Here is a 24,998-nt window from a genome sequence, read left to right on the forward strand (position 1 = left end):
CCATTTGATTGGAGCGTCTGAAGTCGTGGCGCCCCCCAAAGGACGGGAGCAATGCGCCGGGGCGTACACAAAGGGAGAGCGAAGAGGATGGCAGTGAAGCAGCGGGCCCCCCAGCGGCTGAAGCAGATGCTGAAGAGTTGCGGCGCACGCGTCGATGCCAGGGTACGGGAGCAGCTGGCGGCCCTGCCCGCGGGCTGGTCCCGGTCGGTCAGCGGCATGTTCGCGCGGGTCGAGCGCATCCTGACCGACGAGGAACGCCAGACCTTCCGCTGGACCGAGGTGCGCGACCGCGATGGGCGCCTCGCCGCCTCCTGGTCCGGGGCGCGGGATTCGGGCGTGCTGATCGACCAGATCGTCGAGGAGGCGGCGACCGACCTGTCCGAGACCGCCGGCTGGAAGAATTCGGCCGCCGAGCTGGCCAGCAGCATCCGCGGCATGGCGGCGCGGGCGTCGTCGCAGGCCGCCGCGGCCAAGGCCGCCGCCGCCGCGCTGCCGACCCTGATCGCCGAGGCGCAGGGTTATTTCCGCAATCCGGACGCCGATTCCGGCGCCATCACCCAGCAGATCCGCGAGGCGCTGCAGCGCCTGGACCACGAGGCGCGCCGGTCGCTGCGCGCCAAGCTGATCCCGGACGCGTCTTAGCCGTCCGCGCAGGGGTCGGGTTCGCGCCCGCGAGCCCGGCCGCGCTGCGAGCCCCCCGGTCCGGCGGGGCTTTTTTCATGCCGCCGCATTGCATGGCAGCGCCGGCAACCAACCTGATACGGAGGTCCATCACCGCCGGGAGCCGATCGATGCCGCGCATTGCACCCATCGTCCTGCTGGCGGCGCTCGCGCCCGCCGCCGCCCTGGCCCATCACGGCTGGAGCTCCTACGACGCCAACAAGACGCTCACCCTCTCGGGGCCGATCGAGACGGCAAGCTACCAAAACCCCCACGGGCTGATCACCCTGACCCAGGACGGCAAGACCTGGAACGTCGTGCTGGCGCCGCCGTCGCGCATGAACCGGCGCGGCCTGCCGCGCGAGGACCTGGCCGTCGGCGCGCCCGTGACCGTCGTCGGCTATCCGAGCCGGGTGGTGGCGGACGAGATGCGGGCCGAACGGATCACCATCGCCGGCCGCACCGTCGAGCTGCGCTGAGCCGATGGAGCATCACCCGCGGGGGAACGGCCTTTTGGCCGAGAGCGCGGCGCTGCTCGAGGCCTCGCCGCTCGGCGCGCTGATGCGCGATTCGCTGTGGCTCTATCCGACCGCGAACCTGCTGCACCTGCTGGGGCTGGTGCTGCTGGTCGGCGGCATCGGGCTGCTCGACCTGCGCCTCGTCGGCTTCGGGCGGTCGCTGCCGGTCGCGACGGTGTCGCGCCTCCTGACCCGGGTCGCCCTGGCGGGGCTGCTGCTGATGGCGGTCACCGGCGCGATGCTGTTCGCCGCCGATGCCGGCCCGCTGGCCGCGGCCGACGTGTTCCAGCTGAAGATCCTGGTGATCGCGGCGGCGCTGGCGAACGCGGTCGCCTTCCGCTGGCTGTGGCAGCGGTCGCTGCCCGACTGGGACCGCACCCCGCCGCTGCTCGGCCGGATCCAGGCGGCGGGGTCGATCCTGCTGTGGCTCCTGGCCGGGACGCTCGGCCGGCTCATTGCTTACGGCTGAGAGAGACCGTCAGCGCTTCGCCTTGGTGATCTCCTCGATCTGGCGCTGCAGGTCGTCCAGCTTCTGGCGCAGCGTGTCGATCGACCCCTGCTCCGACGGCGCCGGCTCGGGCGCAGCCTCGGCCGGCGGCGCTGTCGGCGCCTTCCCCCCCGGCCCCTTGCCGGCGAAGGGGGTGAACATCTGCATCGCCCGCTCGAACAGCGCCATGTTCTGCTTGCCCATCTCCTCGAAGGCGCCGAACGGAAAGACCCCGCTGACGTCCTTGAAGTACTGGCGCATCTGGTCCTGGTTGCGGGCGAAGGCCTCCATCGAGGATTCGAGATAGCGGGGGACCATGAACTGCAGGTTGTCGCCGTACAGGCTGATCAGCTGCCGCAGGAAGCCGATCGGCAGCATGTTCTGGCCCTTGCCCTCCTCCTCGACGATGATCTGGGTCAGCACCGAACGGGTGATGTCCTCGCCCGTCTTGGCGTCGTAGACCACGAATTCGGTGCCGTCCTTGACCATCTGGGCCAAGTTCTCGAGCGTCACATAGCTCGAGGTCGCCGTGTTGTAGAGCCGTCGGTTGGCGTATTTCTTGATCGTGATGGGAGGGGCCTTCGGCTCCTCGGCCGACGGGGCGTTTCCAGAGGCGGCCTGACTGGTCGGCATGATGGTCCCTATCGCTTCTTCGGGCCGCGGGCACACGGCCGCTTTGACGGATTTGTGCCTATACTGGTCCGACCGGGCCGGCATGTCACGATCCTTTCGCATCGCAACACTCGCAACGCAACACACACCGGGATAGGCAGGCCGGATGGTGCCGACTATGATCGCCGGCGATGACTGCGCCGAAACCGCCCCATGACCCGCCGCCCGGCGACGGCGACAGCCCGGACGACCTGGCCCGCCGCTTCCTCGATCTCTGGCAAGAGCATTGGACCGCAACCCTGACCGATCCCGAGACGCTGCGCGGCTGGGCCGCGCTGTTCGACCCGGCGCGGATCGCCGCCGGCCTCGGCGGGCTGGCCGGCGATGACGCGCCTCGGCCCCCGGCCGCTGCCGCTGCACCTGGCCGCCGCGGCGGCGAGCTGGACGAGCGGGATCGCCGCATTGCCGCTCTGGAAGAGCGCGTCGCCCGGCTCGAAGCCGCTGTGGCCGGAGCCGCTGCGCCGCGCCGCCGAACGCCTCGCAAGCCTGCCGCCTGACGCCGCCGCCGCGGCCCTGACCCGGGAGACGACGCGGCGCTCCGCCGCCTTCCTGACCGGGCTGGAACGCTATGCCCGCCACCCCTATCGCCGCGACCTGCCGGCCGTGCCGGTGCTGTGGCGGGACGGCTCCGCCCGGCTGCTCGACTATGGATCGATCGAGGGGGAGCCGGCCGAGGGGCTGCCGCTACTGGTGGTGCCGTCGATGGTCAACCGGGCCTATGTGCTGGACCTGACGGCGGAGCGCAGCCTGCTGCGCTTCCTGTCGGCGCAGGGGCTGCGGCCGCTGTTGCTGGAATGGGGCATGCCGGAAGGCCGCGAACGCGACTTCACCCTGACCGACGTGATCCTCCGGCGGCTGGAGCCGGCGCTGGACGCCGCCCTGGCCGCCGCGCAGGGGCCGGTCGGGCTGCTGGGCTATTGCATGGGCGGCACTCTGGCGGCGGCGCTGGCGGCACGGCGGCCGGCCGACATCACGGGGATAGCCTTCATGGCCGCCCCCTGGGACTTCCACGCGGATGCGCCGCATCAGGCCGAGATCGGCCGGATGGCGGCGACCGCCAGCCAGCCGATCGTGGCTGCCCTCGGCGTGCTGCCGGTCGACGGCATCCAGGCGCTGTTCGCCACGCTCGACCCGCTGACCGCGCTGCGCAAGTTCAGCGCTTTCGGCCGGCTGGACCCGGATTCGGCCGAGGCGGCGCGCTTCGTGGCACTCGAAGACTGGCTGAACGACGGGATCCCGCTGCCCGGCCCGGTGGCGCTGGAGTGCCTGGCCGGCTGGTACGGTGAGAACACGCCCGGCCGTGGCGCATGGCGGATCGACGGCGCGCCGGTGCGGCCGGAGGCGATCCGGCGTCCCAGCCTGCACCTGATCCCGGCCCGCGACCGGATCGTGCCGCCGGCCAGCGCCCGCGCCCTGGCCGAGCGGATGCCGGGGGCGGAACGGATCGAGCCGACGCTCGGCCATATTGGCATGGTGGTCGCGGGCGGCGCCGAGGCGCAGGTCTGGCGGCCCCTGGCCGAGTGGCTGGCCGCCGTTATTGGAACCGGACGGACAGCGAAACCGGCGCGGCGGAAAGCCCGTCGTAGCGCACCGTCACGGTCCCGCCGGACGCCGGCTGCGTCGGTGGGCCGAAGGAGCCGAGGCTGACCAGCTGGCCCGGCCGCAGCGCCTCGCCCCGCGCCGCGAGGTCCTGCGCCAGCCAGATCACCGCGTTCAGCGGATGGCCGAGGATGGCGCCGCCCGGCGCCTCGGCCAGCACCTTGCCGGAGCCGTCGGCCAGCGAGACCTTCATGCTCGCCAGCCGGTCGGCGAAGCCGGGCTCGATCGCCACCGGCTCTCCCAGCACGCCGAGCCGGGCGCCGACATTGATCGCCGTGATGGATTCCGCGGTCGGCTTCTCGTCCGGCGCCAAAGCGAGGTCCGCCAGCTCGATGAAGGGGTACAGGCCAGCGAGATGCTCCAGCACCTCGGCCGGCGTTTTGGCTTGGTTGATGCCTTCGTCGGCAACGACGGCGATCAAATCCGCCTCAACCAGAGGCCGGGCAGCGTAGTCGGCAGGGATCGGCCCCGTGGATGCGGCGATCCCGTTTCCGAGCGGGAAGGGGCCGATCAGCATCCTCTCCTTCCCACTTTGATCCTGTGCGTATTTGACCGCCGGAAATCGCAGCATGCCGGTCAGCAGCACGCCCGCCACCGGATGGTCGACCCCCAGCCGTTCCTGCATCGCCTTGCCGGTCAGGCCGACCTTGTAGCCGACCGGCGCACCGGCCTCCGGCGCGAGATCCTGCACCAGCGTCTTCTGGACGCAGGCGGCGGTGGCGGCGTCGATTCCGGCGAGGCCGGACACGGTCGATTTCGCCCGCCAGGCCGCGGCCGCGCGCGCGGCGATGGCGGCGCAATCCTCGGCCGCCGCGGCCGGCATCGTTCCCATCAGCGCGGCCAGCGCCATCACCCGCAGCATCGTCCCCCGCATCGGCATCTCCCTCCCCTTCGGCCCCTATCGACCCTATCCACCCGTCGCGGTTGCGCAGGCGGAAGGGCAGTGGCTATCGTCACTCTAGCGCAATTCGACCGGTGCGGCCCGGCCGCGCCGAACAGCATAGGGAAACGCCTTATGGCCAATGTCGTCATCGCCGCTGCCGCACGCACGCCGGTCGGGGCCTTCAACGGCGCCTTCGCCGCCGTGCCCGCGCACGACCTCGGCACCGCCGCGATCACCGCGGCGCTCGGCCGGGCCAAGGTCGAGGCCGCCGAGGTCGACGAGGTGGTGCTGGGCCAGGTGCTGACCGCCGCGGCCGGCCAGAACCCGGCGCGCCAGGCCGCGATCGCCGCCGGCGTGCCGAAGGAGGCCACGGCCTACGGCATCAACCAGGTCTGCGGCTCCGGCCTTCGCACCGTCGCCCTGGGCAGCCAGGCGATCGCGCTGGGCGACGCCCGCATCGTCGTCGCCGGCGGGCAGGAGAGCATGTCGCAGTCGCCCCACGCGCTGCAGCTGCGCGCCGGCACCAAGATGGGCGACGCCAAGATGATCGACACCATGATCCGCGACGGGCTATGGGACGCCTTCAACGGCTATCACATGGGCAACACGGCGGAGAACGTGGCCCGGCAGTGGCAGATCACCCGCGACGAGCAGGACCGCTTCGCCCTGGCGTCGCAGCAGAAGGCGGCGGCGGCGCAGCGCGAGGGCCGGTTCAAGGACGAGATCGCGCCGGTCACGGTCAAGGGCCGCAAGGGCGATGTCGTGATCGACGCCGACGAGTACCTGAAGCCGGACACCACGCTGGAGATCCTGGCCAAGCTGCGCCCGGCCTTCGACAAGGAGGGCACGGTCACCGCCGGCAACGCGTCGGGCATCAATGACGGCGCCGCGGCGCTGGTGCTGATGACCGAGGAGGAGGCCGCCCGCCGCGGCATCACCCCGCTGGCCCGCATCGCCTCCTGGGCCACGGCCGGCGTCGACCCGGCGGTGATGGGTTCCGGCCCGATCCCGGCCAGCCGGGCGGCGCTGAAGAAGGCCGGCTGGTCGGTCGAACAGCTCGACCTGATCGAGGCCAACGAGGCCTTCGCCGCCCAGGCCTGCGCCGTGAACAAGGAGTTGGGCTGGGACCCGGCCAAGGTGAACGTCAATGGCGGCGCCATCGCCATCGGCCACCCGATCGGCGCCTCGGGCGCCCGGATCCTGACCACCCTGCTCTACGAGATGGGCCGGCGGGACGCCAAGAAGGGCCTCGCCACCCTGTGCATCGGCGGCGGCATGGGCATCGCCCTCTGCGTCGAACGCTGACGCAGGCCTCGGCCGATTTCCCCCGGGCCGCCCGCCGATCTCTCGTCGCGGCCGGCGGCCCATGACGATCAACCTGGGAGGACGCTATGGCACGTGTAGCGGTTGTGACCGGCGGGACGAGAGGTATCGGCGAGGCGATATCGGTCGCGTTGAAGGAGAAGGGCTACAAGGTGGCCGCGACCTATGCCGGCAACGATGATGCCGCCCGCGCCTTCAGCGAGCGGCACGGCATCAGCGTCTACAAGTTCGACGTCGCCGATTTCGAGCAATGCCAGGCCGCGATCGCGAAGATCGAGGCCGAGCTCGGGCCGGTCGAGGTGCTGGTCAACAACGCCGGCATCACCCGCGACGGCACCATCCACAAGATGGACCGCAACGCCTGGGATGCGGTGATCGACACCAATCTCGGCTCCTGCTTCAACATGTGCCGCTGCGTCATCGATGGCATGCGCGCCCGCAATTTCGGCCGGATCGTCAATATCGGCTCGATCAACGGCCAGGCCGGCCAGTACGGCCAGGTGAACTACGCCGCCGCGAAGTCGGGCATCCACGGCTTCACCAAGGCCCTGGCGCAGGAGGGGGCCGGCAAGGGCATCACCGTCAACGCCATCGCGCCGGGCTATATCGACACCGACATGGTCCGCGCCGTGCCGCCGAACGTGCTGGAGAAGATCGTCGCCAAGGTGCCGGTCGGCCGCCTGGGCAAGGCGTCCGAGATCGCCCGCGGCGTGCTGTTCCTGGTCGACGACGAGGCCGGATTCATCACCGGCTCGACCCTGTCGATCAACGGCGGGCAGCACATGTATTGAGCCGTTCCGGGGCGGGCTGGTGACGCCCGCCCCCCTGACCGGTTGGTTGACGCAGCCCCGAACACCGCCTAATCGGCGTCGTTGCAGTGCTCGCCGCCTGATTCCGCGGCGATGGAGGGGCGCGCCGATGTTTCGCGGAGCATTCAAATACCTGGGCCGGGCCATGGCCATCGGCGCGGTCCAGCACATCGCCGATAAGGGATATCTCCGTGGCATCGCAGCCAAGCTGGACCGTATCGAGGAGGCGCTGGGGAGCCTCCCGACGGGCCGATCCCTTTCGCCGGAGACCCATGCGGAGCCATCCGCCGACAATGGCGTCCGGCTGATCAAGCTTCCGAACGTCCCGCCCTTCTCGATCAGAACCCATCCCTACGCCGATGATCAGTTCGTCTCACGTTCGATCATCGACAGCGGGAACTGGGAGCCGCTCGAGACGGAGATCGCGCGCCGTCTGCTTCCGAACTTCAGCTTGTTCATCGATCTCGGCGCGAATATCGGCTGGTACAGCGCCCTGGCCCGACAGCTCATGCCGCACGGATCGACGGTTCACGCCTTCGAGCCGGATCCGCGGAATTTCGACCTTCTGGCGGAAAACGCCCGAGGCAGCGAGGCGGTGCAGGTCCATACGGTCGCCGCGGCGGTGTCGGACACCATCGGTTCGGCCAGCCTCTATCACTCCGCCGGGAATCGGGGAGACCATCGCCTTTACGCATCGGACGAGGACAGGACGTCCATCGTCGTCCCGGTGACGACCCTGGATGCCTATTTCGGCGGCCGCCCCCTGCCGCCCTGCCTGGTGAAGATGGACACGCAGGGCAGCGAGCCCCGCATCTTCCGAGGCGGGAAGACGGCGTTGAGCATCGCGGAACGGCTCTCGGCCTTCCTGGTCGAGTTCTGGCCCTACGGCATGTCGAACGCCGGTGAGGATGTCGATGCCTTCATCGCCCTCTTGTCGAGCTATCCTCAGCAGCCCTTCCTGATCGACCACGCCACCCATCGGCTTCGGCCGATCGCCTGGGACGAATTGCGCCGGCGCAGCCGGGACGATCTCGCGCCATCCACCCAGGCCTTCGTCGACCTCGTCATGGTGACGCCCGGGTCCCCTTCTTTCCTCGCCGTCGCCGGGCTGGTCGACGCCGGCTGAAGGCGGCGTCACGCCGCCTCGGCCGTCCCTTCCACCCGCTCCCGGAAGCTCTGGCCCCAGGCCTTCATGGCGTCGAGCACCGGGGCCAGGGTGCGGCCGTATTCGGTGAGCGAATACTCCACCCGCGGCGGCACCTCGGCGAAGACCTGCCGGTGCAGGATGCCGTCCGCCTCCAACTCGCGCAGCTGCAGCGTCAGCGAGCGCTGCGACGCGCCCCCGACGGTCTTCCGCAGCTCGCCGAAGCGCTTCGGCCCCTCCAGCAGCTGATACAGGATCACTGGTTTCCACTTGCCGCCCATGACGGCGAGCGTGACCTCGACCGCGCAGCCATAGGGCCGCCGGGCTTGTTCTCGTGGCGGCATTCCGCCTCCATAGGTGCAAAAGAGTATCCTATGGCAAGAAATGTTGCCTTCTTGCGAAAGCGCCTGCAAGCCGCAACATGGCGCCCATGCCGCTGATCCCGCGGCGATCCCGACCCCAATCGGAGAGTCCGAGCCATGCGCCAGTACCGTTTTCCCCGCATCGGCAGCATCGACGACCTCACCCTCGCCGAGACCGAGACGCCGGCCCCCGGCCGCGGCCAGGCCCTGGTGCGGCTGCGCGCGGCGTCGCTGAACTACCGCGACCTGATGGTGGCGACCGGCCGCTACGCCCGCGGCAATCCGCTGCCGGATCTCGTGCCGCTGTCCGACGGCGCCGGCGAGGTGGTGGCGGTCGGCCCGGACGTCACCCGGGTCAAGGTCGGCGACCGTGTTGCCGGCATCTTCATGCAGAGCTGGATCGGCGGCGAGATCGACGCCGCCGACCAGGCCAGCGCGATGGGCGGCGCGGCCCATGGCGTGCTGGCCGAGTACCGCGTCTTCGACCAGGACGGGCTGGTGCATCTGCCCGAACATCTCAGCTTCGAGGAGGGCGCGGCCCTGCCCTGCGCCGGGGTGACCGCCTGGAACGCCCTCTATGGCGGCCAGCATCCGCTGCAGCCGGGCGAGACCGTGCTGGTGCTGGGCACCGGCGGCGTCTCGATCCTGGCGCTGCAATTCGCCCACGCCGCCGGGGCCCGGGTGATCGCCACCTCCTCCAGCGACGCCAAGCTGGAGCAGGCCAGGGCCCTGGGCGCCGCCGAGCTGATCAACTACCGCAGCCATCCGGAGTGGGAGAAGGAGGTGCTGCGGCTGACCGGCGGGCGCGGCGTCGACCATGTGATCGAGGTCGGCGGCGCCGGCACGGTGCCGCGGTCGATCGCCGCCACCCGGATCGGCGGCTTCGTCCATCTGATCGGCGTGCTGACCGCCGGCAGCCCGTTCGAGCCGACACCGCTGATCGGCCGGTCGGTGACGCTGCGCGGCCTCTATGTCGGCTCGCGCCAGATGTTCGAGGCGATGAACCGCCACATCGCCCAGGCCGGCATCCGCCCGGTGATCGACCGGACCTTCGCGTTCAAGGAGGCGAAGGACGCCTACCGCCACCTCGAGGCGGCTGGGCACGTCGGCAAGATCGTGATCGCGATTGGGTGATGGGACAAAGGGTCGGGTCGCTCCGCAACGGGCGAGCCCGACCGCCACGTCACCTCACCACATCGGCCCGCTGACCTTTCCGGTCTTCATGTCGACCGTGAAGAACTCCACCCAGCCGACATTGCTGGCATCGCGGCTGCAGCAGAGGATCCGGGCGACGACGGCATCCGTCTGCTGGCCGGCCTCGACCCGCACGCCGTCCTCCCATAGCTCGATCCCTTGCAATGTGTCCGTGTCCCGGATTCTCCATAAAGCGATCGTCTTCAGGTTCCACACCCCGGCCGGCAGCCCCGTGAACTCGAAATATCCCTGCGAGTTGCACGTGGCTTCCCGCCGATCGCCCCTGCCCTTGGGCCCATCCGCCAGCACCTTCAGCCGGGCACAGGTGACCATATCACCGTTGGGCAGGACGACGTAGCCACGCCCCCGTACCGAACCGGTCCCCGGCTGGGACGGGGAAGCTGCCGTGCCTGCTTCGGCAACCGATGCCGATGGCTGGACCCTGGGCGCCGCGGTGTTGCATGCGGCAAGCAGAAGCGCGGCGACCAGGCCAGCGCCCATCCCCAATGCTTTCATGAAATCCCCCTCGAAATTCCGCCTGACGAATCTTTCGGGCAAGGCGATCGAAGGAGGGTATCACGCCGGCTTCGATCATCGAGGGTCCGGCATGCCGGCAAGATCGTGATCGGATCGGATGATCTCAGATGAAGTCCCGGGGCGGCTTCTGCCAGCCTCGCCACCTCTCGAGCCCCAGATCGGCCCGGAGATGCTCGGAGAGGTCTCCCGGACGAAGCACGGCGCGACGGCGCCGCAGCAGCGACGCGAACGACAGCACCTTTCCGGCCAGGCGGCGCAGTGCCGTCGGCGGCCGAGCCGAAAGGACGGCCGGCACGGCGCTCACCCCGGCACCACGGCGAGCACGTCGAGCTCGAACAGCAGCCCCTCGCGGAAGAAGCGCGAGACCTGCAGCGTCGTGCTGGCCGGCGGCGCCGCGCGATTGACGTAGCGGTCGCGCACCTCGCGCAAGGTCGGGCCCTGGGCGGCGAAGTCGGTGACGAACATGTTGAGCTTGATCACATGCTCGAAGCCGCTGCCGGCGGCGGCCAGACCGGCCCTGACGTTCTCGAAGGCCTGCGCCGCCTGGCCGGCGAAGTCCGGCGCGGCGATCGAGCCGTCGGGACGGATGCCGACCTGGCCGGCGAGCTGCACCAGCCGGGCACCGGCCGGGATCAGCACCACCTGGGAGTAGCCGTTCGGCGCCGGCATGGTCTCGGGGTTGAGGAAGATGGGGAGATCTGAGGGCATCGTGGCCATCCATCTGGAAAGGACGGGCGGACGATGCGCCGTTCCGTTCGGCCTGACCACGCAGGACCTCGCCGCCGATCATAAGCCCGGCTTATAATGAGCCATGTCGACCGACCGACTGCCCCTGCCCGCCCTGCACGCCTTCGAGGCGGCGGCGCGGCACGGCAGCTTCACCCGCGCGGCGGAGGAGTTGGGCCTGACCCAAGCCGCCGTCAGCTATCACGTCAAACGGCTGGAGGAGCGGCTGGGCGCGCCGCTGTTCGCCCGCCGCGGCCCCAGCCTGGCGCTGACCGAGGCCGGGGAGCGGCTGGCCGCCGAGGTGGTCGACGCCTTCGGCCGGCTGCGCGCCGCGGTCGGCAGCGAGGTGGACGCGGCGGGCCGCGATCTGACGGTCGTGTCGGTGCCCACCTTCACCACCCATTGGCTGGCGCCGCGCCTGGGCGCCTTCCAGACCGCGCATCCGGAGCTGACGGTCAAGCTTTCCACCAGCACCGAGCTGGGCGACAGCATCGAAGGCGAACTCGCCGCCGATATCGAGATCCGTGCCGGGCCGAGCGGCTTTCCGCCGCGCTTCATCGCCCACAAGCTGCTGGAGGTCCGCCTCGCCTGTGTGGTGGCGCCACGGCTCGCGGCCGGGCTGCGCGAACCGGCGGATGTGCTGTCGCTGCCGCTGATCGGCATGAGCATGAGCTGGGATGCCTGGTTCGAGGCGGCCGGCGTCGAGGCCCCGGCGGCCCTTCGAAAGCCGGCGCCAAGCTTCGACAACCAGGCGGCATCGGCGCAGGCCGCCGCGGGCGGGCTCGGGGCGGCCCTGGTCACACCCGACTTCTTCGCCGAGGATCTCGCCGCCGGACGGCTGGTCGCGCCCTTCCCGCTCCTGGTCGACCGCGCCAAGGGCTACTGGCTGGTCTACGCCGCGGACCAGCGCCACCGGCCCAAGATCCGTGCCTTCCGAGACTGGATCGTCGCAACAGCCGCCGCCGGTTCGAGGCCATGAAAAAAGGGCGGCCCGAAAGCCGCCCTGATCTTCGCTCCGGCCGCCGGATCAGGACGCCGAGGCGTCCGCCGGCTGGAGGCCGAGCACGGCTTCGATCTGCCGGGTCACCGTGTCCATGTCGGCCATGCCGTCGACCGCCTTCAGCAGCCCCTTGTCGCGGTAATAGGGGATGATCGGCGCGGTCTGCTCGCGATAGACAGCGAGGCGCTTGCGCAGCGTCTCCTCGGTGTCGTCGGAGCGCTTCTCGGCCGACTGGGCGGCGCGGTTGGCGACGCGGGCGAACAGTGCCGCCTCGTCGACCTTCATCTCGATCACCACGGCCAGCGACTTGCCGTGCCGCTGCAGCATCTCGTCCAGCCCCTCGGCCTGGCGCACGGTGCGCGGGAAGCCGTCGAGGATGAAGCCCCGGTCGCAGTCCGGCTGGGCGATCCGCTCCGCGATCATGTCCAGCATGATCTCGTCGGTCACCAGATCGCCGCGGTCGAGGATCTCCTTCACCTGCCGGCCGAGCGGCGTGCCTTCGGCGATCGCCGCCCGCAGCATGTCGCCGGTCGAGAGCTGCTTCAGCCCGTAGCGCTCCTCCAGCCGCTTCGCCTGCGTCCCCTTCCCTGCCCCGGGCGGGCCCAACAGGATCAGATTCATCGACGGCTCCCCCGCAGCTTCGATTTCTTGATCAGCCCTTCATACTGATGGGCCAGGAGATGGGAATGGACCTGGGCCACCGTGTCCATGGTGACCGTGACGACGATCAGGAGGCTGGTGCCGCCGAAGTAGAACGGCACCGCGTATTCCGAGGTCAGGAACTCCGGCAGCAGGCAGACCACCGTCAGATAGGCGGCGCCGATCACCGTGATCCGGGTCAGCACGTAGTCGATATAGTCGGCGGTCGACTTGCCCGGCCGGATGCCGGGGATGAAGCCGCCGTACTTCTTCAGGTTGTCGGCCGTCTCCTCCGGATTGAAGACGATCGCGGTGTAGAAGAAGCAGAAGAAGATGATCAGCGCGGCATAGAGCGCCATGAACAGCGGCTGGCCATGCGCCAGCTGCGAGGCGATCCAGGACAGCCAGCCGCCGGCGCCGTCGACATTGGTGCCGGCGAAGCCGACCAGCGTCGCCGGCAGCAACAGCAGCGACGAGGCGAAGATCGGCGGGATCACGCCCGAGGTGTTGAGCTTGAGCGGCAGGTGCGAGCTCTCGCCGCCGAACATGCGGTTGCCGACCTGGCGCTTCGGGTACTGCACCAGGAGGCGGCGCTGCGCCCGCTCCATGTAGACGATGAAGAAGATCACCCCGACGCACAGCACCAGCAGCACCAGGATGACGAAGGGCGACAGCGCGCCGGTGCGGCCCAGTTCCAGCATCTGGACCAGGGCGTGCGGCAGCGAGGCGACGATGCCGGTGAAGATGATCAGCGAGATGCCGTTGCCGACGCCGCGCGAGGTGATCTGCTCGCCCAGCCACATCAGGAACATGGTGCCGCCGACGATGGTGACGACCGTGGTGAAGCGGAAGTACCAGCCGGGATCCACCACCGCCGCGCCCATCGAGCCGTGCACGCTCTCGAGGCCGACCGCCAACGCATAGGCCTGGGCCGTGGCCAGGACCACGGTGAAGTAGCGGGTGTACTGGTTGATCTTCTTGCGCCCGGCCTCGCCCTCCTTCTTCAGCGCCTCGAGCGTCGGCGACACCGCCGTCAGGAGCTGGATGATGATGGAGGCCGAGATGTACGGCATGATGTTCAGCGCGAAGATCGTCATGCGACCCAGCGCGCCCCCGGCGAACATGTTCAGGATGCCGAGGAGGCCGCCGCCCTGCTGGGTGAAGATCTCCGACAGCACGCGGGGATCGATCCCGGGGATCGGCACATAGGTGCCGATCCGGTAGATGATCAGCGCGCCAAGGGTGAACCAGATGCGCTTGCGGAGCTCCGTGGCCTTGGCGAAGGCGCCGAAATTCAGGTTCGCAGCGAGCTGTTCTGCAGCAGATGCCATGGACGGCCTCGAATGAAAAAAGGCGGGGACTGCGAACATGCGCGGTCCCCGCCCTCCGTTTTACCCGCGTTGGACGGCGGCGTTAAGCCTGGGACGACGCCCCTGCGTCACTGTCGACAGCCTCGGCCGGGGCCGGGTTGGACTGGACCACCGAGCCGCCGGCCTTCTCCACCGCCGCGACCGCAGCCGCCGAGGCGCTGTGGACGTGCAGCGTGACCTTGGCCGAGAGCTCGCCCTTGGCCAGCAGCCGGACGCCGTCCAGCGCCTTGCCGATCAGGCCGCCGGCGACCAGCGCCTCGGTGTCGACCGGCTTGGTCGCGTCGATGCGGCCGGCCTCGATCGCCTTCTGCAGGCGGCCGAGATTGACCACGGCATAGTTCGCCCGGAACTTCGCGTTGTTGAAGCCCCGCTTCGGCAGCCGCATGTAGAGCGGCATCTGGCCGCCCTCGAAGCCCTTGAGGGCGACGCCGGTGCGGCTCTTCTGTCCCTTCACGCCCCGGCCGCCGGTCTTGCCCTTGCCGGAGCCGATGCCGCGGCCGACGCGGATGCGCGACTTGCGCGCACCCGCATTGTCGCGGAGATCGTTGAGTTTCGTCATGTTCGCTCCTAGAGCGATCCCGGCCTCACGGGGAGACCGGCGCCGCTCGTGACTTCTAAGCCGTGAGCGGCGGGCCTCAGCCCGCCTGCTCGACCCGCACCAGGTGCTTGACCTTCTCGATCATCCCCCGCACCGCCGGAGTGTCCTCCAGCTCGCGGGTGCGATGCAGCTTGTTCAGGCCGAGGCCGATCAGCGTCTGGCGCTGATCTTCCCGGCGGCCGATCGGGCTGCCGATCTGGGTCACGATCACGGTCGCCTTAGCCATTCGCGGCCTCCACCACCTCGACGCCGCCCTCGCGCTTGCCCGGGGCGCCGATGATGTCGGCGACGCGCTTGCCGCGCCGGGCGGCGACGGCGCGCGGGCCTTCGATCGCCCGCAGCGCCTCGAAGGTCGCCTTGATCATGTTGTGCGGGTTCGACGTGCCGATCGACTTGGCGACGACGTCCTGGACGCCCAGCGCCTCGAAGATCGCGCGCATCGGACCGCCGGCGATGATGCCGGTACCCTGGGTGGCGCTGCGGAGCTGGACCTTGCCGGCGCCGAAGTGACCCTGGATGTCATGGTGCAGCGTCCGGCCCTCGCGCAGCGGAACGCGGATCATGCTGCGCTTCGCCTGCTCGGTCGCCTTGCGGATCGCCTCCGGCACCTCGCGGGCCTTGCCCGAGCCGTAGCCGACCCGGCCGCGGCCGTCGCCGGTCACGACCAGCGCGGCGAAGCCGAAGCGCCGGCCGCCCTTCACCACCTTCGCGACGCGGTTGATGGAGACGAGCTTCTCGATCAGCTCCTCACCCGCCTCGCGCTCGCTCGGGCGCTTGTCGCCACGATCCCGCGGACCGCGCGTGTCTCTGCTTTCGCGTGCCATGCGCGTCCTCCTCAGAAGTCCAGGCCGCCCTCACGGGCGGCATCGGCCAGGGCCTTGACCCGGCCGTGATACAGATAGTGCCCGCGATCGAACACCACCTTCTCGACGCCAGCGGCCTTGGCGCGCTCCGCCAGGAGCTTGCCGACCGCGGCGGCGGCCTCGATGGTGGCGCCGGTCTTCAGCGACCCGCGCAGGTCCTTCTCGATCGACGAGGCGGCGGCGATGGTGCGCCCCGCCTGGTCGTCGATGACCTGGGCATAGATCTGCTTGGAGGACCGGAACACGGACAGGCGGACCCGGCCGTGACGGGCCTGGCTCAGCTTGTAGCGGAGACGCCCCTTGCGGCGTTCGCGCAGCTCGTTCGTCTTGGTGGTCATCCCGGCCGTCCTTACTTCTTCTTGCCTTCTTTGCGCAGGATGGTCTCGGTCTCGTACTTGATGCCCTTGCCCTTGAACGGCTCGGGCTTCCGGTACCCGCGGATCTCCGCGGCGACCTGGCCGACGCGCTGCTTGTCGAAGCCGGTGATCGAGATCGAGGTCGGCTTCTCGCACTTGATCGAGATCCCCTCGGGGATCGGATAGCGCACCTCGTGGCTGTAGCCGAGGGTCAGCACCAGCTCCTTACCCTGGACCGCGGCGCGGTAGCCGACGCCGTTGATCTCGAGGTTGGTGGTGAAGCCCTCGCTGACGCCCACGACCATGTTGTTGATCAGGGTCCGGCTGGTGGCCCACATGGTCTGCGCCAGGCGCGACTGGCTCTTCGGCTCGACCTTGATCGCGCCGTCCTCCATCGAGACCTTGATCTCGTCGTTGACGACGAGCTTGAGCTGGCCGAGCTTGCCCTTGACCGAGACGTCCTGGCCCTGGACGGTGGCCTGAACCCCCGCCGGGACCTTGACCGCGTGCTTGCCGATACGTGACATCGCGGGTCTCCTCAGAACACGCGGGCGAGGATCTCGCCGCCGACATTGGCGGCGCGGGCCTCACCGTCCGACATCACCCCGCGCGGCGTCGACAGGATGGAGATGCCCAGCCCGTTGTACACCTTCGGCAGGTCCTTGATGCCCGAATAGACGCGACGGCCCGGCTTCGACACGCGGTCGATGCGCTTGATGGCCGGCTGGCCTTCCGCGTATTTCAGCTCGACCTTGATCTGCGCGATGCCCGGCTTGACCTCGTGCATCTCGTAGCCGCGGATGTAGCCCTCGCGCTTCAGCACGTCGAGCACGTTGGCGCGCAGCTTCGAGGCCGGGGTCTCGATCGTGGACTTGCCCGACCGCTGGCCGTTGCGGATGCGGGTGAGCAGATCACCCAACGGATCACTCAGCGACATGGTCCGTAACTCCTTACCAGCTCGACTTGACCATGCCGGGGATCTGCCCGCGCGAGGCCAGCTCGCGCAGCGCAATGCGGCTCAGCTTGAAGCGGCGGTAGAACGCCTTCGGGCGACCGGTCAGCTCGCAGCGGTTGTGGATGCGCACCGGCGAGGAGTTGCGCGGCAGCTCCGCCAGCTTCAGGCGGGCGGCGAACCGCTCCTCCATCGGCAGGCTTTGGTCGTTGGCGACCGCCTTCAAGCGCTCGCGGCGGCCGGCGAACGCCTTCGCCAGCTTCTCGCGGCGCTTGTTCTTCTCGACCGAGCTCTTCTTGGCCATGATCTAAATCCTTGCTCGTTCAGCTGACGAACGGGAAATCGAAGCCCTTGAGGAGCGCACGCGCCTCGTCGTCGGTCTTCGCGGTCGTCACGATAACGATGTCCATTCCCCGGACCGTCTCGATCTTGTCATAGTCGATCTCGGGAAACACGATCTGCTCCTTGATGCCGAGGGCATAGTTGCCCCGGCCGTCGAACGCCTTCGGCGACAGCCCGCGGAAGTCGCGGACGCGCGGCAGGGCGATGTTCACCAGACGGTCGAGGAACTCGTACATCCGCTCGCGGCGCAGAGTCACCTTGGTGCCGATCGCCATGCCTTCGCGCAGCTTGAAGGTGGCGATCGACTTCCGGGCCTTGGTCGTCACCGGCTTCTGGCCGGAGATCGCCGTCAGCTCGGCCACCGCCGCCTGGATCTTCTTGCTGTCCGACACGGCGTCGCCGACGCCCATGTTGATGATGATCTTCTCGATCCGGGGCACCTGCAGGTCGTTCTTGTAGGCGAACTCCTGCTTCAGCTTCGGCCGGACGACCTTCTCGTAATGGTCCTTGAGACGGGGCATGGCCATCCTCACCGATCAATAACTTCGCCGGAGGCCTTGGCGACCCGGACCTTGCGGCCGTCCTCGAGCGTCTTGAAGCCGACGCGGGTCGGCTTGCCGCTCTTCGGGTCGACATGCGCCACGTTCGAGACGTGCAGCGCAGCCTCCTGCTCCACGATCCCGCCCTGCGACTTCGCGCTCTGGCGGGTGTGGCGCTTCACGATGTTCACGCCGCGGACGACGACGCGGTCGTCGGCCGGACGCACCTCGATGACCTCGCCCTTCTTGCCCTTGTCACGGCCGGCGAGGACGACGACCTGGTCGCCCTTCTTGATCTTCGCAGCCATCACAGCACCTCGGGAGCGAGCGAGATGATCTTCATGAACTTCTTGGCCCGCAGCTCGCGAGTCACGGGGCCGAAGATGCGGGTGCCGACCGGCTCGCCCTGCTTGTTGATCAGCACGGCCGCGTTGCGGTCGAACTTGATCGTCGAGCCATCCGGGCGGCGCAGCTCCTTCGCGGTCCGAACGATGACGGCGCGGTGCACGTCACCCTTCTTCACGCGGCCCCGCGGAATCGCCTCCTTGATCGACACGACGATGACGTCGCCGACGGTGGCGGTCCGGCGGTGGGAACCGCCCAGCACCTTGATGCACATCACCCGACGGGCGCCGGAATTGTCGGCGACGTCCAGGTTCGTCTGCATCTGAATCATGGTTTACGCTCCCGAAACAGCGGGGTCGGCCGACACGCCCATGGCGCTGGCCTCGGCCTCGGACAGGACGAGCCAGCACTTCCGCTTGCTGATCGGGCGGGTCTCGATGATCGAGACGCGGTCGCCGACCTTGCAAGCGTTGGCCTCGTCATGCGCGAGGTACCGCTTGGTCCGCTTGATGAACTTCTTGTAGACCGGGTGCATCAGGTTGCGTTCGACCAGGACCGTCACGGTCTTGTCGGTCTTGTCGGACACAACCGTCCCGATGAGCACGCGCCGCGGCATAGCTCACAATCCTCTTACTTGGCGGACGCGGCCGCCTGGCCGCGCTCGCTCAAAACGGTCTTGATGCGCGCGATGTCGCGGCGCACGACGCGGACCCGCGCCGTGTTCTCGAGCTGCCCCGAGGCGGCCTGGAAACGCAGGTTGAACTGCTCCTTCTTCAGCGCCAGCAGATCGTCCTTCAGCTGATCCGGCGTCTTGGCGCGGATGTCTTCGATATCCATTGTCAGACCTCCTCTCCAAGGCGGGCGATGAACTTGCAGGCGATCGGCAGCTTGGCGGCGGCCAGGGCGAAGGCTTCCTTCGCCAGGTCGCCGGGCACGCCGTCGAGTTCGAACATGACGCGGCCGGGCTTGACCTTGGCGGCCCAGAACTCCGGCGAGCCCTTGCCCGAACCCATGCGGACTTCGGCCGGCTTGGTCGAGACCGGGACGTCCGGGAAGATGCGGATCCAGACGCGGCCCTGACGCTTGATGTGGCGGGTGATCGCGCGGCGGGCCGCCTCGATCTGCCGCGCCGTCAGGCGGGCCGGCTCCTGGGCCTTCAGGCCGTAGGCGCCGAAGTTCAGCGTGGTGCCGCCCTTGGCGACGCCGTGGATCCGGCCCTTGTGCTGCTTACGGTACTTGGTGCGCTTCGGACTCAGCATGATTCTCAGCCCTCCCGCCGCGCGTCGCGATCGCGATCGCGGCCACGACGGTCGTCACGACGCTCGCCACGCTCCGGCCGGGCCGAGGACGGGCCGGTGGCCGCCTCGGCCGCCCGCTTGTCCTGGGCCATCGGGTCGTGGGCGAGGATCTCGCCCTTGAACACCCAGACCTTGACGCCGCAGGTGCCGTAGGTGGTCTTCGCCGTCGCCGTGCCGTAGTCGACATCGGCGCGCAGCGTGTGCAGGGGCACGCGGCCCTCGCGGTACCACTCGGTGCGGGCGATCTCGGCGCCGCCGAGGCGGCCGCCGCAGTTGATCCGGATGCCCTGGGCGCCCAGGCGCATCGCGTTCTGCACCGCGCGCTTCATGGCGCGGCGGAACGCCACGCGGCGCTCCAGCTGGCTGGCGATGTTCTCGGCGACCAGCTTGGCGTCGATCTCCGGCTTGCGGATCTCGACGATGTTCAGGCTGACCTCGCTGCCGGCCATCTTCGCCAGCTCCTGGCGGAGCTTCTCGATGTCGGCGCCCTTCTTGCCGATCACCACGCCCGGACGGGCGGTGTAGACCGTGACGCGCGCCTTCTTCGCCGGCCGCTCGATGACGATGCGGCTGATGCCCGCCTGGGCCAGACGCTTCTCGAGGAACTCGCGGATCTTCAGGTCGGCATGCAGCAGGCCGGCGTAGTCCTTGGTCGCGAACCAGCGCGAGTCCCAGGTCCGGTTGATGCCGACCCGAAGGCCGATCGGATTGACTTTCTGACCCATTACGCCGTCTCCCGCTCCCGGACGATGACCGTCAGGTTCGACCAGAGCTTCTCGATGCGGGACGCACGGCCGCGGGCGCGGGCGTGGAACCGCTTCATGACGATCTGCCGCCCGACATAGGCCTCGGCCACGTAGAGCTTGTCGACGTCCAGCTGATGATTGTTCTCGGCATTGGCGATCGCCGACTGCAGCACCTTCTTCACGTCGTCGGCGATGCGACGGCGGGAGAAGGTGAGCTCGGCCAGCGCCTTGGCCGCGTCCTTGCCGCGGATCGTCTGGGCGACGAGGTTCAGCTTGCGGGGGCTGGTGCGCAGCGTCTTGGCGAACGCGCGCGCCTCATTCTCCGCAAGGCGAGGGGGGTTCTTCTCCTGTCCCATCGCTTACTTCCTCTTCGCCTTCTTGTCCGCCGCGTGGCCGTAGTAGGTCCGCGTCGGCGAGAACTCGCCGAACTTGTGGCCGACCATGTTCTCGTTGACCACGACCGGCAGGAACTTCTGCCCGTTGTAGACACCGAAGGTCAGGCCGACGAACTGCGGCAGGATGGTCGAGCGACGCGACCAAATCTTGATGATCTCGTTCCGGCCCGACGCGCGCGACTTGTCCGCCTTCTTCAGCAGATAGCCGTCGACGAACGGGCCCTTCCAAACGGAGCGTGCCACCGTCGCTCTCCCTTACTTCTTGCGACGGCGGATAATGAGCTTATCCGTCGCCTTGTTGCTGCGGGTCTTGCGGCCCTTGGTCGGCTTGCCCCACGGCGTGACCGGGTGGCGGCCGCCGGAGGTGCGGCCTTCACCACCGCCATGCGGGTGGTCGACCGGGTTCATGGCGACGCCGCGGGTGACCGGCTTCTTGCCGAGCCAGCGGTTGCGGCCGGCCTTGCCGATCGAGACGTTCGACTGGTCCGGGTTCGAGACCGCGCCGACCGTGGCGAAGCACTCGCCGCGCACGACGCGCAGCTCGCCCGAGGCCAGCTTCAGCTGGGCGTAGCCCATGTCGCGGCCGACCAGCTGGGCGTAGGTGCCGGCGGAACGCGCCAGCTGGCCGCCCTTGCCGGCCTTCAGCTCGACATTGTGGACGATCGTGCCGACCGGCATGCTGCGCAGCGGCATGGCGTTGCCCGGCTTGATGTCCACCTTCTCGCCGGCGACGATCTTGTCGCCCGGAGCCAGGCGCTGCGGCGCCAGGATGTAGGCCTGCTCGCCGTCCTCGTAGGTGACGAGGGCGATGAACGCCGTCCGGTTCGGGTCGTACTCCAGGCGCTCCACCGTGCCGACGACGTCGAGCTTGCGGCGCTTGAAGTCGATGATCCGGTAGGTGCGCTTGTGCCCGCCGCCCTGATGGTAGGCGGTGATCCGGCCGGTGTTGTTGCGACCGCCCTTCTTGGTCAGGCCTTCGGTCAGGGTCTTGACCGGCTTGCCCTTCCACAGGTCGGAGCGATCCACCTGGACCAGCTGGCGCAGGCCCGGGGTGATCGGATTGAAGGTCTTCAAGGCCATCGGATCAAACCCCCGTGGTCACGTCGATCTGCTGCCCTTCGGCGAGCGTCACGACGGCCTTCTTCACGTCCGAGCGCTTGCCCGGGAGACCCCGGAAGCGCTTGGTCTTGCCCTTGGCGATCAGGGTGTTCACCGCGGTGACCTTGACGCCGAACACGCCCTCGACCGCGCTGCGGATCTCGGGCTTGGTGGCGTCGAGCGGCACCTTGAACACGACCTGGTTGTGGCCGGCGGCGAGCGTCGCCTTCTCGGTGATCACCGGCGCGCGGATGATGTCGTACATCCGCGGCGTGACGTTGGCGTCGGCCTTCTTCTTGCGAGAGCGGATCATTTCAGGCGGGCCTCGAGCTGCTCGACCGCCTGGCGCGACAACACGAGGGTGTCACGGCGCAGGATGTCGTAGACGTTGGCGCCCTGGCTGGGCAGCACGTCGATGAACGGCAGGTTCCGCGCGGCGAGAGCGAAGTTGGTGTCGATCTGCTCGCCGGCCAGGATCAGCGCGGAGTCGAGACCCAGCGCCGACAGCTTGGCGGCGAGACCCTTGGTCTTGTGGCTGTCGGCCACGACCGCATCGACCACCACCAGCTTGCCTTCCGCGGCCTTGGCGGACAGCGCATGGCGCAGGGCCAGCTTGCGGACCTTCTTCGGCAGGTCGTGCGCATGGCTGCGGACGACCGGCCCGAAGATCCGGGCGCCGCCGCGGAACTGCGGCGAACGCATCGAGCCCTGGCGGGCGTGACCCGTGCCCTTCTGCTTGTAGGGCTTCTTGGTCGTGCCGCTGATCTCGCTGATGCCCTTGGTCTTGTGGTTGCCGGAGCGGCGCTTGGCCAGCTGCCAGTTGACCATGCGGTGCAGCAGGTCGGTGCGAACCTCGAGACCGAAGACGGAATCGTCCAGATCGATCTCGCCGGCGGTCGTGTTGTCGAACGTCTTGACGGCGACCTTCATCGCTTAGCCCTCCTGACCGGCAGCGTCGGCCCCAGAGGCTTCAACAGCCCCGGCCTCGGCAGCAGGCGCCTCAACCGCCTCAGCGCCAGCCTTGCGGACCGCGCCCGGGAACGGGGCGTCCTTCGGCACCGGCCGCTTGGCCGCGTCGCGGATCAGCACCCAGCCGCCCTCGGCGCCCGGGACCGCACCCTTGACCATGATCAGGCCGCGCTCGACATCGGTGGTGACGACGGTGAGGTTCTGCACCGTCACCCGCTCCGCACCGAGATGGCCGGCCATCTTCTTGTTCTTGAACACCTTGCCCGGGTCCTGCCGCTGGCCGGTCGAACCGTGCGACCGGTGGACGACGGACACGCCGTGCGAGGCGCGCAGGCCGCCGAAGTTCCAGCGCTTCATGACGCCGGCATAGCCCTTACCGATCGAGGTGCCGGTCACGTCGACGACCTGGCCGGCCACGAAGTGGTCGGCGGTCAGCTCGTCGCCGACCGACAGCAGCGCATCGGAGCTGACGCGGAACTCGACCAGCTTCTTCTTCGGCTCGACCTGGGCCTTGGCGAAGTGGCCGCGAACCGCCTTGGAGACGTTCTTGACCTTGGCCTTGCCGGCACCCAGCTGCACCGCGGTGTAGCCGTCGGTCTCCTCGGTCTTCACCGCGACGACCTGGACGCCGTCGAGCTTCAGGACCGTGACCGGGACGTGCTGACCCTCGGCATCGAAAATTCGTGTCATGCCCAGCTTCTGGGCGATCAATCCGGAGCGCATCGTTACCGCCTCAGAGCTTGATCTCGACGTCGACACCGGCCGCGAGGTCGAGCTTCATCAGCGCGTCGACGGTCTGCGGCGTCGGGTCGACGATGTCGAGCAGACGCTTGTGCGTGCGGATCTCGAACTGCTCGCGCGACTTCTTGTCGACATGCGGCGAGCGGTTGACGGTGTAGCGCTCGATGTTCGTCGGCAGCGGGATCGGCCCGCGCACCCGAGCACCGGTCCGCTTCGCGGTGTTGACGATCTCGCTGGTCGACTGGTCGAGCACGCGATGATCGAACGCCTTGAGGCGGATACGGATGTTCTGACTGTCCATCGTTCTGTATCCGAGTGTTCTTGCCGAGAGGTGGACACCGGCTCATTCCGGCCCCCACATCGCGAACAGTCCAAAAAAAACTCACCCAAGCCGCGAGGCGGCTCGGGTGAGGCGCGTTTCATAGCCGAGCCCGCCCCGAATGTCACGCCCGGAATCCGGGTTGTGACGCTTTCGTGATCGGGCCCGCCATGCGCAGGGCTCAAGGCTCAACACCTCTCGCCCTTCTCATCCCGGGCCGCCCTTTCCGCTCCGCCTTGCGGCGGGGGGCGGAGGTACGGTCCTAGCTCTTCACCGGCCCGGGGGCCGAGGCCCCTGAACCCGTGATCTCAAGCCGCCATCCTTACTCGATGATGGAGGCGACGACGCCGGCGCCGACGGTGCGGCCGCCTTCGCGGATGGCGAAGCGCAGGCCCTCGTCCATGGCGATCGGGGCGATCAGCTCGACCGTCATCGAGATGTTGTCGCCCGGCATCACCATCTCGGTGCCCTCCGGCAGATGCACCACTCCGGTCACGTCCGTGGTCCGGAAGTAGAACTGCGGCCGGTAGTTGGTGAAGAACGGCGTATGGCGCCCGCCCTCCTCCTTGGTCAGGATGTACGCCTCGGCCTTGAACTTGGTGTGCGGCGTGATCGAGCCCGGCTTGGCCAGAACCTGGCCGCGCTCGACCTCCTCGCGCTTGGTGCCGCGCAGCAGCGCCCCGATGTTGTCGCCCGCCTCGCCCTGGTCCAGCAGCTTGCGGAACATCTCCACGCCGGTGCAGGTCGTCTTCTGCGTCGGACGCAGACCGACGATCTCGATCTCCTCGCCGACCTTGATCACCCCGCGCTCGACCCGGCCCGTCACCACCGTGCCGCGGCCCGAGATCGAGAACACGTCCTCGATCGGCATCAGGAACGGCTTGTCCTTCGGACGCTCCGGCTGCGGGATGTACGCGTCCACCTGCTTCATCAGCTCCAGGATCGCGTCACGACCCAGCTTCGGGTCGCCGTCCTCCAGCGCCACCAGCGCCGAGCCCGGCACGATCGGAATGTCGTCCCCCGGGAACTCGTACGAGCTCAGCAGCTCCCGCACCTCGAGCTCCACCAGCTCCAGCAGCTCCGGATCGTCGACCATGTCGACCTTGTTCAGGAACACCACCAGCGCCGGCACGCCGACCTGGCGCGCCAGCAGGATGTGCTCCCGCGTCTGCGGCATCGGACCGTCCGCCGCCGACACCACCAGGATCGCGCCGTCCATCTGCGCCGCGCCGGTGATCATGTTCTTCACGTAGTCCGCGTGGCCCGGGCAGTCCACATGCGCGTAGTGACGGTTGTCCGTCTCGTACTCCACATGCGCCGTCGAGATCGTGATACCGCGCGCCTTCTCCTCCGGCGCCTTGTCGATCTGGTCGTACGCCGTGAACGTCGCCCCGCCCTTCTCCGCCAGCACCTTCGTGATCGCCGCCGTCAGCGACGTCTTCCCATGGTCCACGTGACCAATCGTGCCAATGTTGCAGTGCGGCTTCGTCCGCTCAAACTTCGCCTTCGCCATT

Annotated in this window: 39 protein-coding genes; 10 read left to right on the plus strand and 29 right to left on the minus strand. The window is 68.8% G+C overall.

The window, feature by feature from the left end; genetic code table 11:
• The first annotated feature begins 87 nt into the window (after window positions 1-87).
• The 3 genes from G537_RS0133965 to G537_RS0133975 all read left to right on the plus strand — a co-directional run bounded on the left by G537_RS0133965 (window position 88) and on the right by G537_RS0133975 (window position 1,647).
• A complete protein-coding gene (locus G537_RS0133965) occupies window positions 88-642 on the plus strand; it encodes a hypothetical protein (RefSeq protein ID WP_034853929.1) in 555 nt (184 codons plus the stop codon).
• Window positions 643-791: 149 nt separating this feature from the next.
• A complete protein-coding gene (locus G537_RS0133970) occupies window positions 792-1,139 on the plus strand; it encodes a DUF6152 family protein (RefSeq protein WP_026873825.1) in 348 nt (115 codons plus the stop codon).
• 34 nt (window positions 1,140-1,173) lie between these two features.
• Window positions 1,174-1,647 (plus strand): hypothetical protein, encoded by a 474-nt coding sequence (locus tag G537_RS0133975; protein ID WP_034853931.1) that lies wholly within the window; start codon window positions 1,174-1,176, stop codon window positions 1,645-1,647.
• Between the two features lie 9 nt (window positions 1,648-1,656).
• Here the strand turns inward: G537_RS0133975 and phaR are convergent, their stop codons facing one another.
• The gene (gene phaR / locus G537_RS0133980; protein ID WP_026873827.1) at window positions 1,657-2,298 is read right to left on the minus strand and encodes a polyhydroxyalkanoate synthesis repressor PhaR; all 642 of its coding nucleotides are present in this window, start codon (window positions 2,296-2,298) and stop codon (window positions 1,657-1,659) included.
• A gap of 170 nt (window positions 2,299-2,468) precedes the next feature.
• Here phaR and G537_RS45315 point away from each other — a divergent pair, with 170 nt between their 5' ends.
• A complete protein-coding gene (locus G537_RS45315) occupies window positions 2,469-2,834 on the plus strand; it encodes a hypothetical protein (protein WP_245579198.1) in 366 nt (121 codons plus the stop codon).
• Window positions 2,740-3,984 carry an alpha/beta fold hydrolase gene (locus G537_RS41490; protein WP_245579199.1) on the plus strand — a complete coding sequence of 415 codons (1,245 nt, stop codon included), beginning with the start codon at window positions 2,740-2,742 and terminating at the stop codon, window positions 3,982-3,984. The genes G537_RS45315 and G537_RS41490 overlap by 95 nt, the downstream gene beginning before the upstream one ends.
• Here the strand turns inward: G537_RS41490 and G537_RS0133990 are convergent.
• Complete coding sequence (locus tag G537_RS0133990) at window positions 3,872-4,810, minus strand: 2-keto-4-pentenoate hydratase (RefSeq protein ID WP_211230613.1); 939 nt, start codon at window positions 4,808-4,810, stop codon at window positions 3,872-3,874. The genes G537_RS41490 and G537_RS0133990 overlap by 113 nt on opposite strands.
• Before the next feature lie 141 nt (window positions 4,811-4,951).
• Between G537_RS0133990 and G537_RS0133995 the strand changes: the two genes are divergently transcribed.
• From G537_RS0133995 to G537_RS0134005, 3 genes are all read left to right on the plus strand, one after another.
• On the plus strand, window positions 4,952-6,124 hold the full coding sequence (locus tag G537_RS0133995; protein ID WP_026873829.1) for an acetyl-CoA C-acetyltransferase: 1,173 nt from the start codon (window positions 4,952-4,954) through the stop codon (window positions 6,122-6,124).
• 86 nt (window positions 6,125-6,210) lie between these two features.
• Window positions 6,211-6,933: an acetoacetyl-CoA reductase gene (gene phbB, locus G537_RS0134000; RefSeq protein ID WP_026873830.1), complete on the plus strand. Its 723-nt coding sequence runs from the start codon at window positions 6,211-6,213 to the stop codon at window positions 6,931-6,933.
• 19 nt (window positions 6,934-6,952) lie between these two features.
• Window positions 6,953-8,077 (plus strand): FkbM family methyltransferase, encoded by a 1,125-nt coding sequence (locus G537_RS0134005; RefSeq protein ID WP_155888908.1) that lies wholly within the window; start codon window positions 6,953-6,955, stop codon window positions 8,075-8,077.
• A gap of 8 nt (window positions 8,078-8,085) precedes the next feature.
• Here the strand turns inward: G537_RS0134005 and G537_RS41495 are convergent, their stop codons facing one another.
• Window positions 8,086-8,439: a winged helix-turn-helix transcriptional regulator gene (locus G537_RS41495; RefSeq protein WP_034853933.1), complete on the minus strand. Its 354-nt coding sequence runs from the start codon at window positions 8,437-8,439 to the stop codon at window positions 8,086-8,088.
• Between the two features lie 135 nt (window positions 8,440-8,574).
• Between G537_RS41495 and G537_RS0134015 the strand changes: the two genes are divergently transcribed.
• Window positions 8,575-9,591, plus strand: a complete 1,017-nt coding sequence (locus tag G537_RS0134015) for a zinc-dependent alcohol dehydrogenase family protein (protein WP_026873832.1) — start codon at window positions 8,575-8,577, stop codon at window positions 9,589-9,591.
• A 54-nt stretch (window positions 9,592-9,645) separates the two neighbouring features.
• On the opposite strand, the gene G537_RS44170 is transcribed toward G537_RS0134015, so the two are convergent.
• Entirely contained in the window at window positions 9,646-10,167 is a 522-nt protein-coding gene (locus G537_RS44170) for a hypothetical protein (protein WP_155888909.1), read from the minus strand.
• 321 nt (window positions 10,168-10,488) lie between these two features.
• On the minus strand, window positions 10,489-10,896 hold the full coding sequence (locus tag G537_RS0134025; RefSeq protein ID WP_026873834.1) for a RidA family protein: 408 nt from the start codon (window positions 10,894-10,896) through the stop codon (window positions 10,489-10,491).
• Window positions 10,897-10,999: 103 nt separating this feature from the next.
• Here G537_RS0134025 and G537_RS0134030 point away from each other — a divergent pair, with 103 nt between their 5' ends.
• Window positions 11,000-11,893, plus strand: coding sequence for a LysR substrate-binding domain-containing protein (locus G537_RS0134030; RefSeq protein ID WP_026873835.1), 894 nt, complete (start codon window positions 11,000-11,002; stop codon window positions 11,891-11,893).
• Between the two features lie 48 nt (window positions 11,894-11,941).
• On the opposite strand, the gene G537_RS0134035 is transcribed toward G537_RS0134030, so the two are convergent.
• The 24 genes from G537_RS0134035 to tuf form a co-directional block, all read right to left on the minus strand.
• On the minus strand, window positions 11,942-12,535 hold the full coding sequence (locus G537_RS0134035) for an adenylate kinase (protein ID WP_026873836.1): 594 nt from the start codon (window positions 12,533-12,535) through the stop codon (window positions 11,942-11,944).
• Window positions 12,532-13,884: a preprotein translocase subunit SecY gene (gene secY, locus G537_RS0134040; protein ID WP_026873837.1), complete on the minus strand. Its 1,353-nt coding sequence runs from the start codon at window positions 13,882-13,884 to the stop codon at window positions 12,532-12,534. Before secY ends, G537_RS0134035 begins: the two co-directional genes overlap by 4 nt.
• 82 nt (window positions 13,885-13,966) lie before the next feature.
• Entirely contained in the window at window positions 13,967-14,482 is a 516-nt protein-coding gene (gene rplO, locus G537_RS0134045; RefSeq protein ID WP_026873838.1) for a 50S ribosomal protein L15, read from the minus strand.
• A 76-nt stretch (window positions 14,483-14,558) separates the two neighbouring features.
• A complete protein-coding gene (gene rpmD, locus G537_RS0134050; RefSeq protein ID WP_026873839.1) occupies window positions 14,559-14,747 on the minus strand; it encodes a 50S ribosomal protein L30 in 189 nt (62 codons plus the stop codon).
• The gene (rpsE, locus tag G537_RS0134055) at window positions 14,740-15,345 is read right to left on the minus strand and encodes a 30S ribosomal protein S5 (RefSeq protein ID WP_034853935.1); all 606 of its coding nucleotides are present in this window, start codon (window positions 15,343-15,345) and stop codon (window positions 14,740-14,742) included. The genes rpmD and rpsE overlap by 8 nt, the downstream gene beginning before the upstream one ends.
• A gap of 11 nt (window positions 15,346-15,356) precedes the next feature.
• The gene (rplR, locus tag G537_RS0134060) at window positions 15,357-15,722 is read right to left on the minus strand and encodes a 50S ribosomal protein L18 (RefSeq protein WP_026873841.1); all 366 of its coding nucleotides are present in this window, start codon (window positions 15,720-15,722) and stop codon (window positions 15,357-15,359) included.
• Between the two features lie 11 nt (window positions 15,723-15,733).
• Window positions 15,734-16,267, minus strand: a complete 534-nt coding sequence (gene rplF / locus G537_RS0134065; RefSeq protein WP_026873842.1) for a 50S ribosomal protein L6 — start codon at window positions 16,265-16,267, stop codon at window positions 15,734-15,736.
• 11 nt (window positions 16,268-16,278) lie between these two features.
• A complete protein-coding gene (rpsH, locus tag G537_RS0134070; protein WP_026873843.1) occupies window positions 16,279-16,677 on the minus strand; it encodes a 30S ribosomal protein S8 in 399 nt (132 codons plus the stop codon).
• 13 nt (window positions 16,678-16,690) lie between these two features.
• Complete coding sequence (gene rpsN / locus G537_RS0134075; RefSeq protein ID WP_026873844.1) at window positions 16,691-16,996, minus strand: 30S ribosomal protein S14; 306 nt, start codon at window positions 16,994-16,996, stop codon at window positions 16,691-16,693.
• A 19-nt stretch (window positions 16,997-17,015) separates the two neighbouring features.
• A complete protein-coding gene (rplE, locus tag G537_RS0134080; RefSeq protein WP_026873845.1) occupies window positions 17,016-17,555 on the minus strand; it encodes a 50S ribosomal protein L5 in 540 nt (179 codons plus the stop codon).
• An 8-nt stretch (window positions 17,556-17,563) separates the two neighbouring features.
• Complete coding sequence (gene rplX, locus G537_RS0134085) at window positions 17,564-17,884, minus strand: 50S ribosomal protein L24 (RefSeq protein WP_211230614.1); 321 nt, start codon at window positions 17,882-17,884, stop codon at window positions 17,564-17,566.
• On the minus strand, window positions 17,881-18,249 hold the full coding sequence (gene rplN / locus G537_RS0134090; protein WP_026873847.1) for a 50S ribosomal protein L14: 369 nt from the start codon (window positions 18,247-18,249) through the stop codon (window positions 17,881-17,883). The genes rplX and rplN overlap by 4 nt, the downstream gene beginning before the upstream one ends.
• A gap of 3 nt (window positions 18,250-18,252) precedes the next feature.
• A complete protein-coding gene (gene rpsQ / locus G537_RS0134095) occupies window positions 18,253-18,534 on the minus strand; it encodes a 30S ribosomal protein S17 (RefSeq protein WP_026873848.1) in 282 nt (93 codons plus the stop codon).
• A 14-nt stretch (window positions 18,535-18,548) separates the two neighbouring features.
• Window positions 18,549-18,755, minus strand: coding sequence for a 50S ribosomal protein L29 (gene rpmC, locus G537_RS0134100; protein WP_026873849.1), 207 nt, complete (start codon window positions 18,753-18,755; stop codon window positions 18,549-18,551).
• 2 nt (window positions 18,756-18,757) lie between these two features.
• Window positions 18,758-19,177: a 50S ribosomal protein L16 gene (rplP, locus tag G537_RS0134105; RefSeq protein ID WP_026873850.1), complete on the minus strand. Its 420-nt coding sequence runs from the start codon at window positions 19,175-19,177 to the stop codon at window positions 18,758-18,760.
• Between the two features lie 5 nt (window positions 19,178-19,182).
• On the minus strand, window positions 19,183-19,941 hold the full coding sequence (rpsC, locus tag G537_RS0134110; RefSeq protein ID WP_026873851.1) for a 30S ribosomal protein S3: 759 nt from the start codon (window positions 19,939-19,941) through the stop codon (window positions 19,183-19,185).
• Entirely contained in the window at window positions 19,941-20,318 is a 378-nt protein-coding gene (gene rplV, locus G537_RS0134115; protein ID WP_026873852.1) for a 50S ribosomal protein L22, read from the minus strand. The genes rpsC and rplV overlap by 1 nt, the downstream gene beginning before the upstream one ends.
• Window positions 20,319-20,321: 3 nt before the next feature.
• Entirely contained in the window at window positions 20,322-20,600 is a 279-nt protein-coding gene (gene rpsS, locus G537_RS0134120; protein WP_026873853.1) for a 30S ribosomal protein S19, read from the minus strand.
• Between the two features lie 12 nt (window positions 20,601-20,612).
• The gene (gene rplB, locus G537_RS0134125; protein WP_026873854.1) at window positions 20,613-21,437 is read right to left on the minus strand and encodes a 50S ribosomal protein L2; all 825 of its coding nucleotides are present in this window, start codon (window positions 21,435-21,437) and stop codon (window positions 20,613-20,615) included.
• A 4-nt stretch (window positions 21,438-21,441) separates the two neighbouring features.
• Window positions 21,442-21,768 (minus strand): 50S ribosomal protein L23, encoded by a 327-nt coding sequence (locus tag G537_RS0134130; protein WP_051249479.1) that lies wholly within the window; start codon window positions 21,766-21,768, stop codon window positions 21,442-21,444.
• On the minus strand, window positions 21,765-22,385 hold the full coding sequence (rplD, locus tag G537_RS0134135; protein ID WP_026873856.1) for a 50S ribosomal protein L4: 621 nt from the start codon (window positions 22,383-22,385) through the stop codon (window positions 21,765-21,767). The genes G537_RS0134130 and rplD overlap by 4 nt, the downstream gene beginning before the upstream one ends.
• A gap of 3 nt (window positions 22,386-22,388) precedes the next feature.
• Window positions 22,389-23,147 (minus strand): 50S ribosomal protein L3, encoded by a 759-nt coding sequence (rplC, locus tag G537_RS0134140; protein ID WP_026873857.1) that lies wholly within the window; start codon window positions 23,145-23,147, stop codon window positions 22,389-22,391.
• Between the two features lie 10 nt (window positions 23,148-23,157).
• Window positions 23,158-23,466 carry a 30S ribosomal protein S10 gene (gene rpsJ, locus G537_RS0134145; RefSeq protein ID WP_026873858.1) on the minus strand — a complete coding sequence of 103 codons (309 nt, stop codon included), beginning with the start codon at window positions 23,464-23,466 and terminating at the stop codon, window positions 23,158-23,160.
• A gap of 340 nt (window positions 23,467-23,806) precedes the next feature.
• Complete coding sequence (gene tuf / locus G537_RS0134150) at window positions 23,807-24,997, minus strand: elongation factor Tu (protein ID WP_026871507.1); 1,191 nt, start codon at window positions 24,995-24,997, stop codon at window positions 23,807-23,809.
• Between the last annotated feature and the right edge of the window lies 1 nt (window position 24,998).

It is taken from the genome of Inquilinus limosus DSM 16000 (assembly GCF_000423185.1).
Taxonomy (GTDB): Bacteria; Pseudomonadota; Alphaproteobacteria; order DSM-16000; family Inquilinaceae; genus Inquilinus; species Inquilinus limosus.

Excerpts from the sequence above, each read along its gene's own strand:
- G537_RS0133965 (WP_034853929.1), top strand. The coding sequence starts at position 88 with ATGGCAGTGAAGCAGCGGGCCCCCCAGCGGCTGAAGCAGATGCTGAAG.
- G537_RS0133970 (WP_026873825.1), top strand. The coding sequence starts at position 792 with ATGCCGCGCATTGCACCCATCGTCCTGCTGGCGGCGCTCGCGCCCGCC.
- phaR (WP_026873827.1), bottom strand. The coding sequence starts at position 2,298 with ATGCCGACCAGTCAGGCCGCCTCTGGAAACGCCCCGTCGGCCGAGGAG.
- G537_RS45315 (WP_245579198.1), top strand. The coding sequence starts at position 2,469 with ATGACTGCGCCGAAACCGCCCCATGACCCGCCGCCCGGCGACGGCGAC.
- G537_RS0133990 (WP_211230613.1), bottom strand. The coding sequence starts at position 4,810 with ATGCGGGGGACGATGCTGCGGGTGATGGCGCTGGCCGCGCTGATGGGA.
- G537_RS0133995 (WP_026873829.1), top strand. The coding sequence starts at position 4,952 with ATGGCCAATGTCGTCATCGCCGCTGCCGCACGCACGCCGGTCGGGGCC.
- phbB (WP_026873830.1), top strand. The coding sequence starts at position 6,211 with ATGGCACGTGTAGCGGTTGTGACCGGCGGGACGAGAGGTATCGGCGAG.
- G537_RS41495 (WP_034853933.1), bottom strand. The coding sequence starts at position 8,439 with ATGCCGCCACGAGAACAAGCCCGGCGGCCCTATGGCTGCGCGGTCGAG.
- G537_RS0134015 (WP_026873832.1), top strand. The coding sequence starts at position 8,575 with ATGCGCCAGTACCGTTTTCCCCGCATCGGCAGCATCGACGACCTCACC.
- G537_RS44170 (WP_155888909.1), bottom strand. The coding sequence starts at position 10,167 with ATGAAAGCATTGGGGATGGGCGCTGGCCTGGTCGCCGCGCTTCTGCTT.
- G537_RS0134025 (WP_026873834.1), bottom strand. The coding sequence starts at position 10,896 with ATGCCCTCAGATCTCCCCATCTTCCTCAACCCCGAGACCATGCCGGCG.
- G537_RS0134030 (WP_026873835.1), top strand. The coding sequence starts at position 11,000 with ATGTCGACCGACCGACTGCCCCTGCCCGCCCTGCACGCCTTCGAGGCG.
- G537_RS0134035 (WP_026873836.1), bottom strand. The coding sequence starts at position 12,535 with ATGAATCTGATCCTGTTGGGCCCGCCCGGGGCAGGGAAGGGGACGCAG.
- secY (WP_026873837.1), bottom strand. The coding sequence starts at position 13,884 with ATGGCATCTGCTGCAGAACAGCTCGCTGCGAACCTGAATTTCGGCGCC.
- rplO (WP_026873838.1), bottom strand. The coding sequence starts at position 14,482 with ATGACGAAACTCAACGATCTCCGCGACAATGCGGGTGCGCGCAAGTCG.
- rpmD (WP_026873839.1), bottom strand. The coding sequence starts at position 14,747 with ATGGCTAAGGCGACCGTGATCGTGACCCAGATCGGCAGCCCGATCGGC.
- rpsE (WP_034853935.1), bottom strand. The coding sequence starts at position 15,345 with ATGGCACGCGAAAGCAGAGACACGCGCGGTCCGCGGGATCGTGGCGAC.
- rplR (WP_026873841.1), bottom strand. The coding sequence starts at position 15,722 with ATGACCACCAAGACGAACGAGCTGCGCGAACGCCGCAAGGGGCGTCTC.
- rplF (WP_026873842.1), bottom strand. The coding sequence starts at position 16,267 with ATGTCACGTATCGGCAAGCACGCGGTCAAGGTCCCGGCGGGGGTTCAG.
- rpsH (WP_026873843.1), bottom strand. The coding sequence starts at position 16,677 with ATGTCGCTGAGTGATCCGTTGGGTGATCTGCTCACCCGCATCCGCAAC.
- rpsN (WP_026873844.1), bottom strand. The coding sequence starts at position 16,996 with ATGGCCAAGAAGAGCTCGGTCGAGAAGAACAAGCGCCGCGAGAAGCTG.
- rplE (WP_026873845.1), bottom strand. The coding sequence starts at position 17,555 with ATGCCCCGTCTCAAGGACCATTACGAGAAGGTCGTCCGGCCGAAGCTG.
- rplN (WP_026873847.1), bottom strand. The coding sequence starts at position 18,249 with ATGATTCAGATGCAGACGAACCTGGACGTCGCCGACAATTCCGGCGCC.
- rpsQ (WP_026873848.1), bottom strand. The coding sequence starts at position 18,534 with ATGCCGCGGCGCGTGCTCATCGGGACGGTTGTGTCCGACAAGACCGAC.
- rpmC (WP_026873849.1), bottom strand. The coding sequence starts at position 18,755 with ATGGATATCGAAGACATCCGCGCCAAGACGCCGGATCAGCTGAAGGAC.
- rplP (WP_026873850.1), bottom strand. The coding sequence starts at position 19,177 with ATGCTGAGTCCGAAGCGCACCAAGTACCGTAAGCAGCACAAGGGCCGG.
- rpsC (WP_026873851.1), bottom strand. The coding sequence starts at position 19,941 with ATGGGTCAGAAAGTCAATCCGATCGGCCTTCGGGTCGGCATCAACCGG.
- rplV (WP_026873852.1), bottom strand. The coding sequence starts at position 20,318 with ATGGGACAGGAGAAGAACCCCCCTCGCCTTGCGGAGAATGAGGCGCGC.
- rplB (WP_026873854.1), bottom strand. The coding sequence starts at position 21,437 with ATGGCCTTGAAGACCTTCAATCCGATCACCCCGGGCCTGCGCCAGCTG.
- G537_RS0134130 (WP_051249479.1), bottom strand. The coding sequence starts at position 21,768 with ATGATCCGCTCTCGCAAGAAGAAGGCCGACGCCAACGTCACGCCGCGG.
- rplD (WP_026873856.1), bottom strand. The coding sequence starts at position 22,385 with ATGAAGGTCGCCGTCAAGACGTTCGACAACACGACCGCCGGCGAGATC.
- rplC (WP_026873857.1), bottom strand. The coding sequence starts at position 23,147 with ATGCGCTCCGGATTGATCGCCCAGAAGCTGGGCATGACACGAATTTTC.
- rpsJ (WP_026873858.1), bottom strand. The coding sequence starts at position 23,466 with ATGGACAGTCAGAACATCCGTATCCGCCTCAAGGCGTTCGATCATCGC.
- tuf (WP_026871507.1), bottom strand. The coding sequence starts at position 24,997 with ATGGCGAAGGCGAAGTTTGAGCGGACGAAGCCGCACTGCAACATTGGC.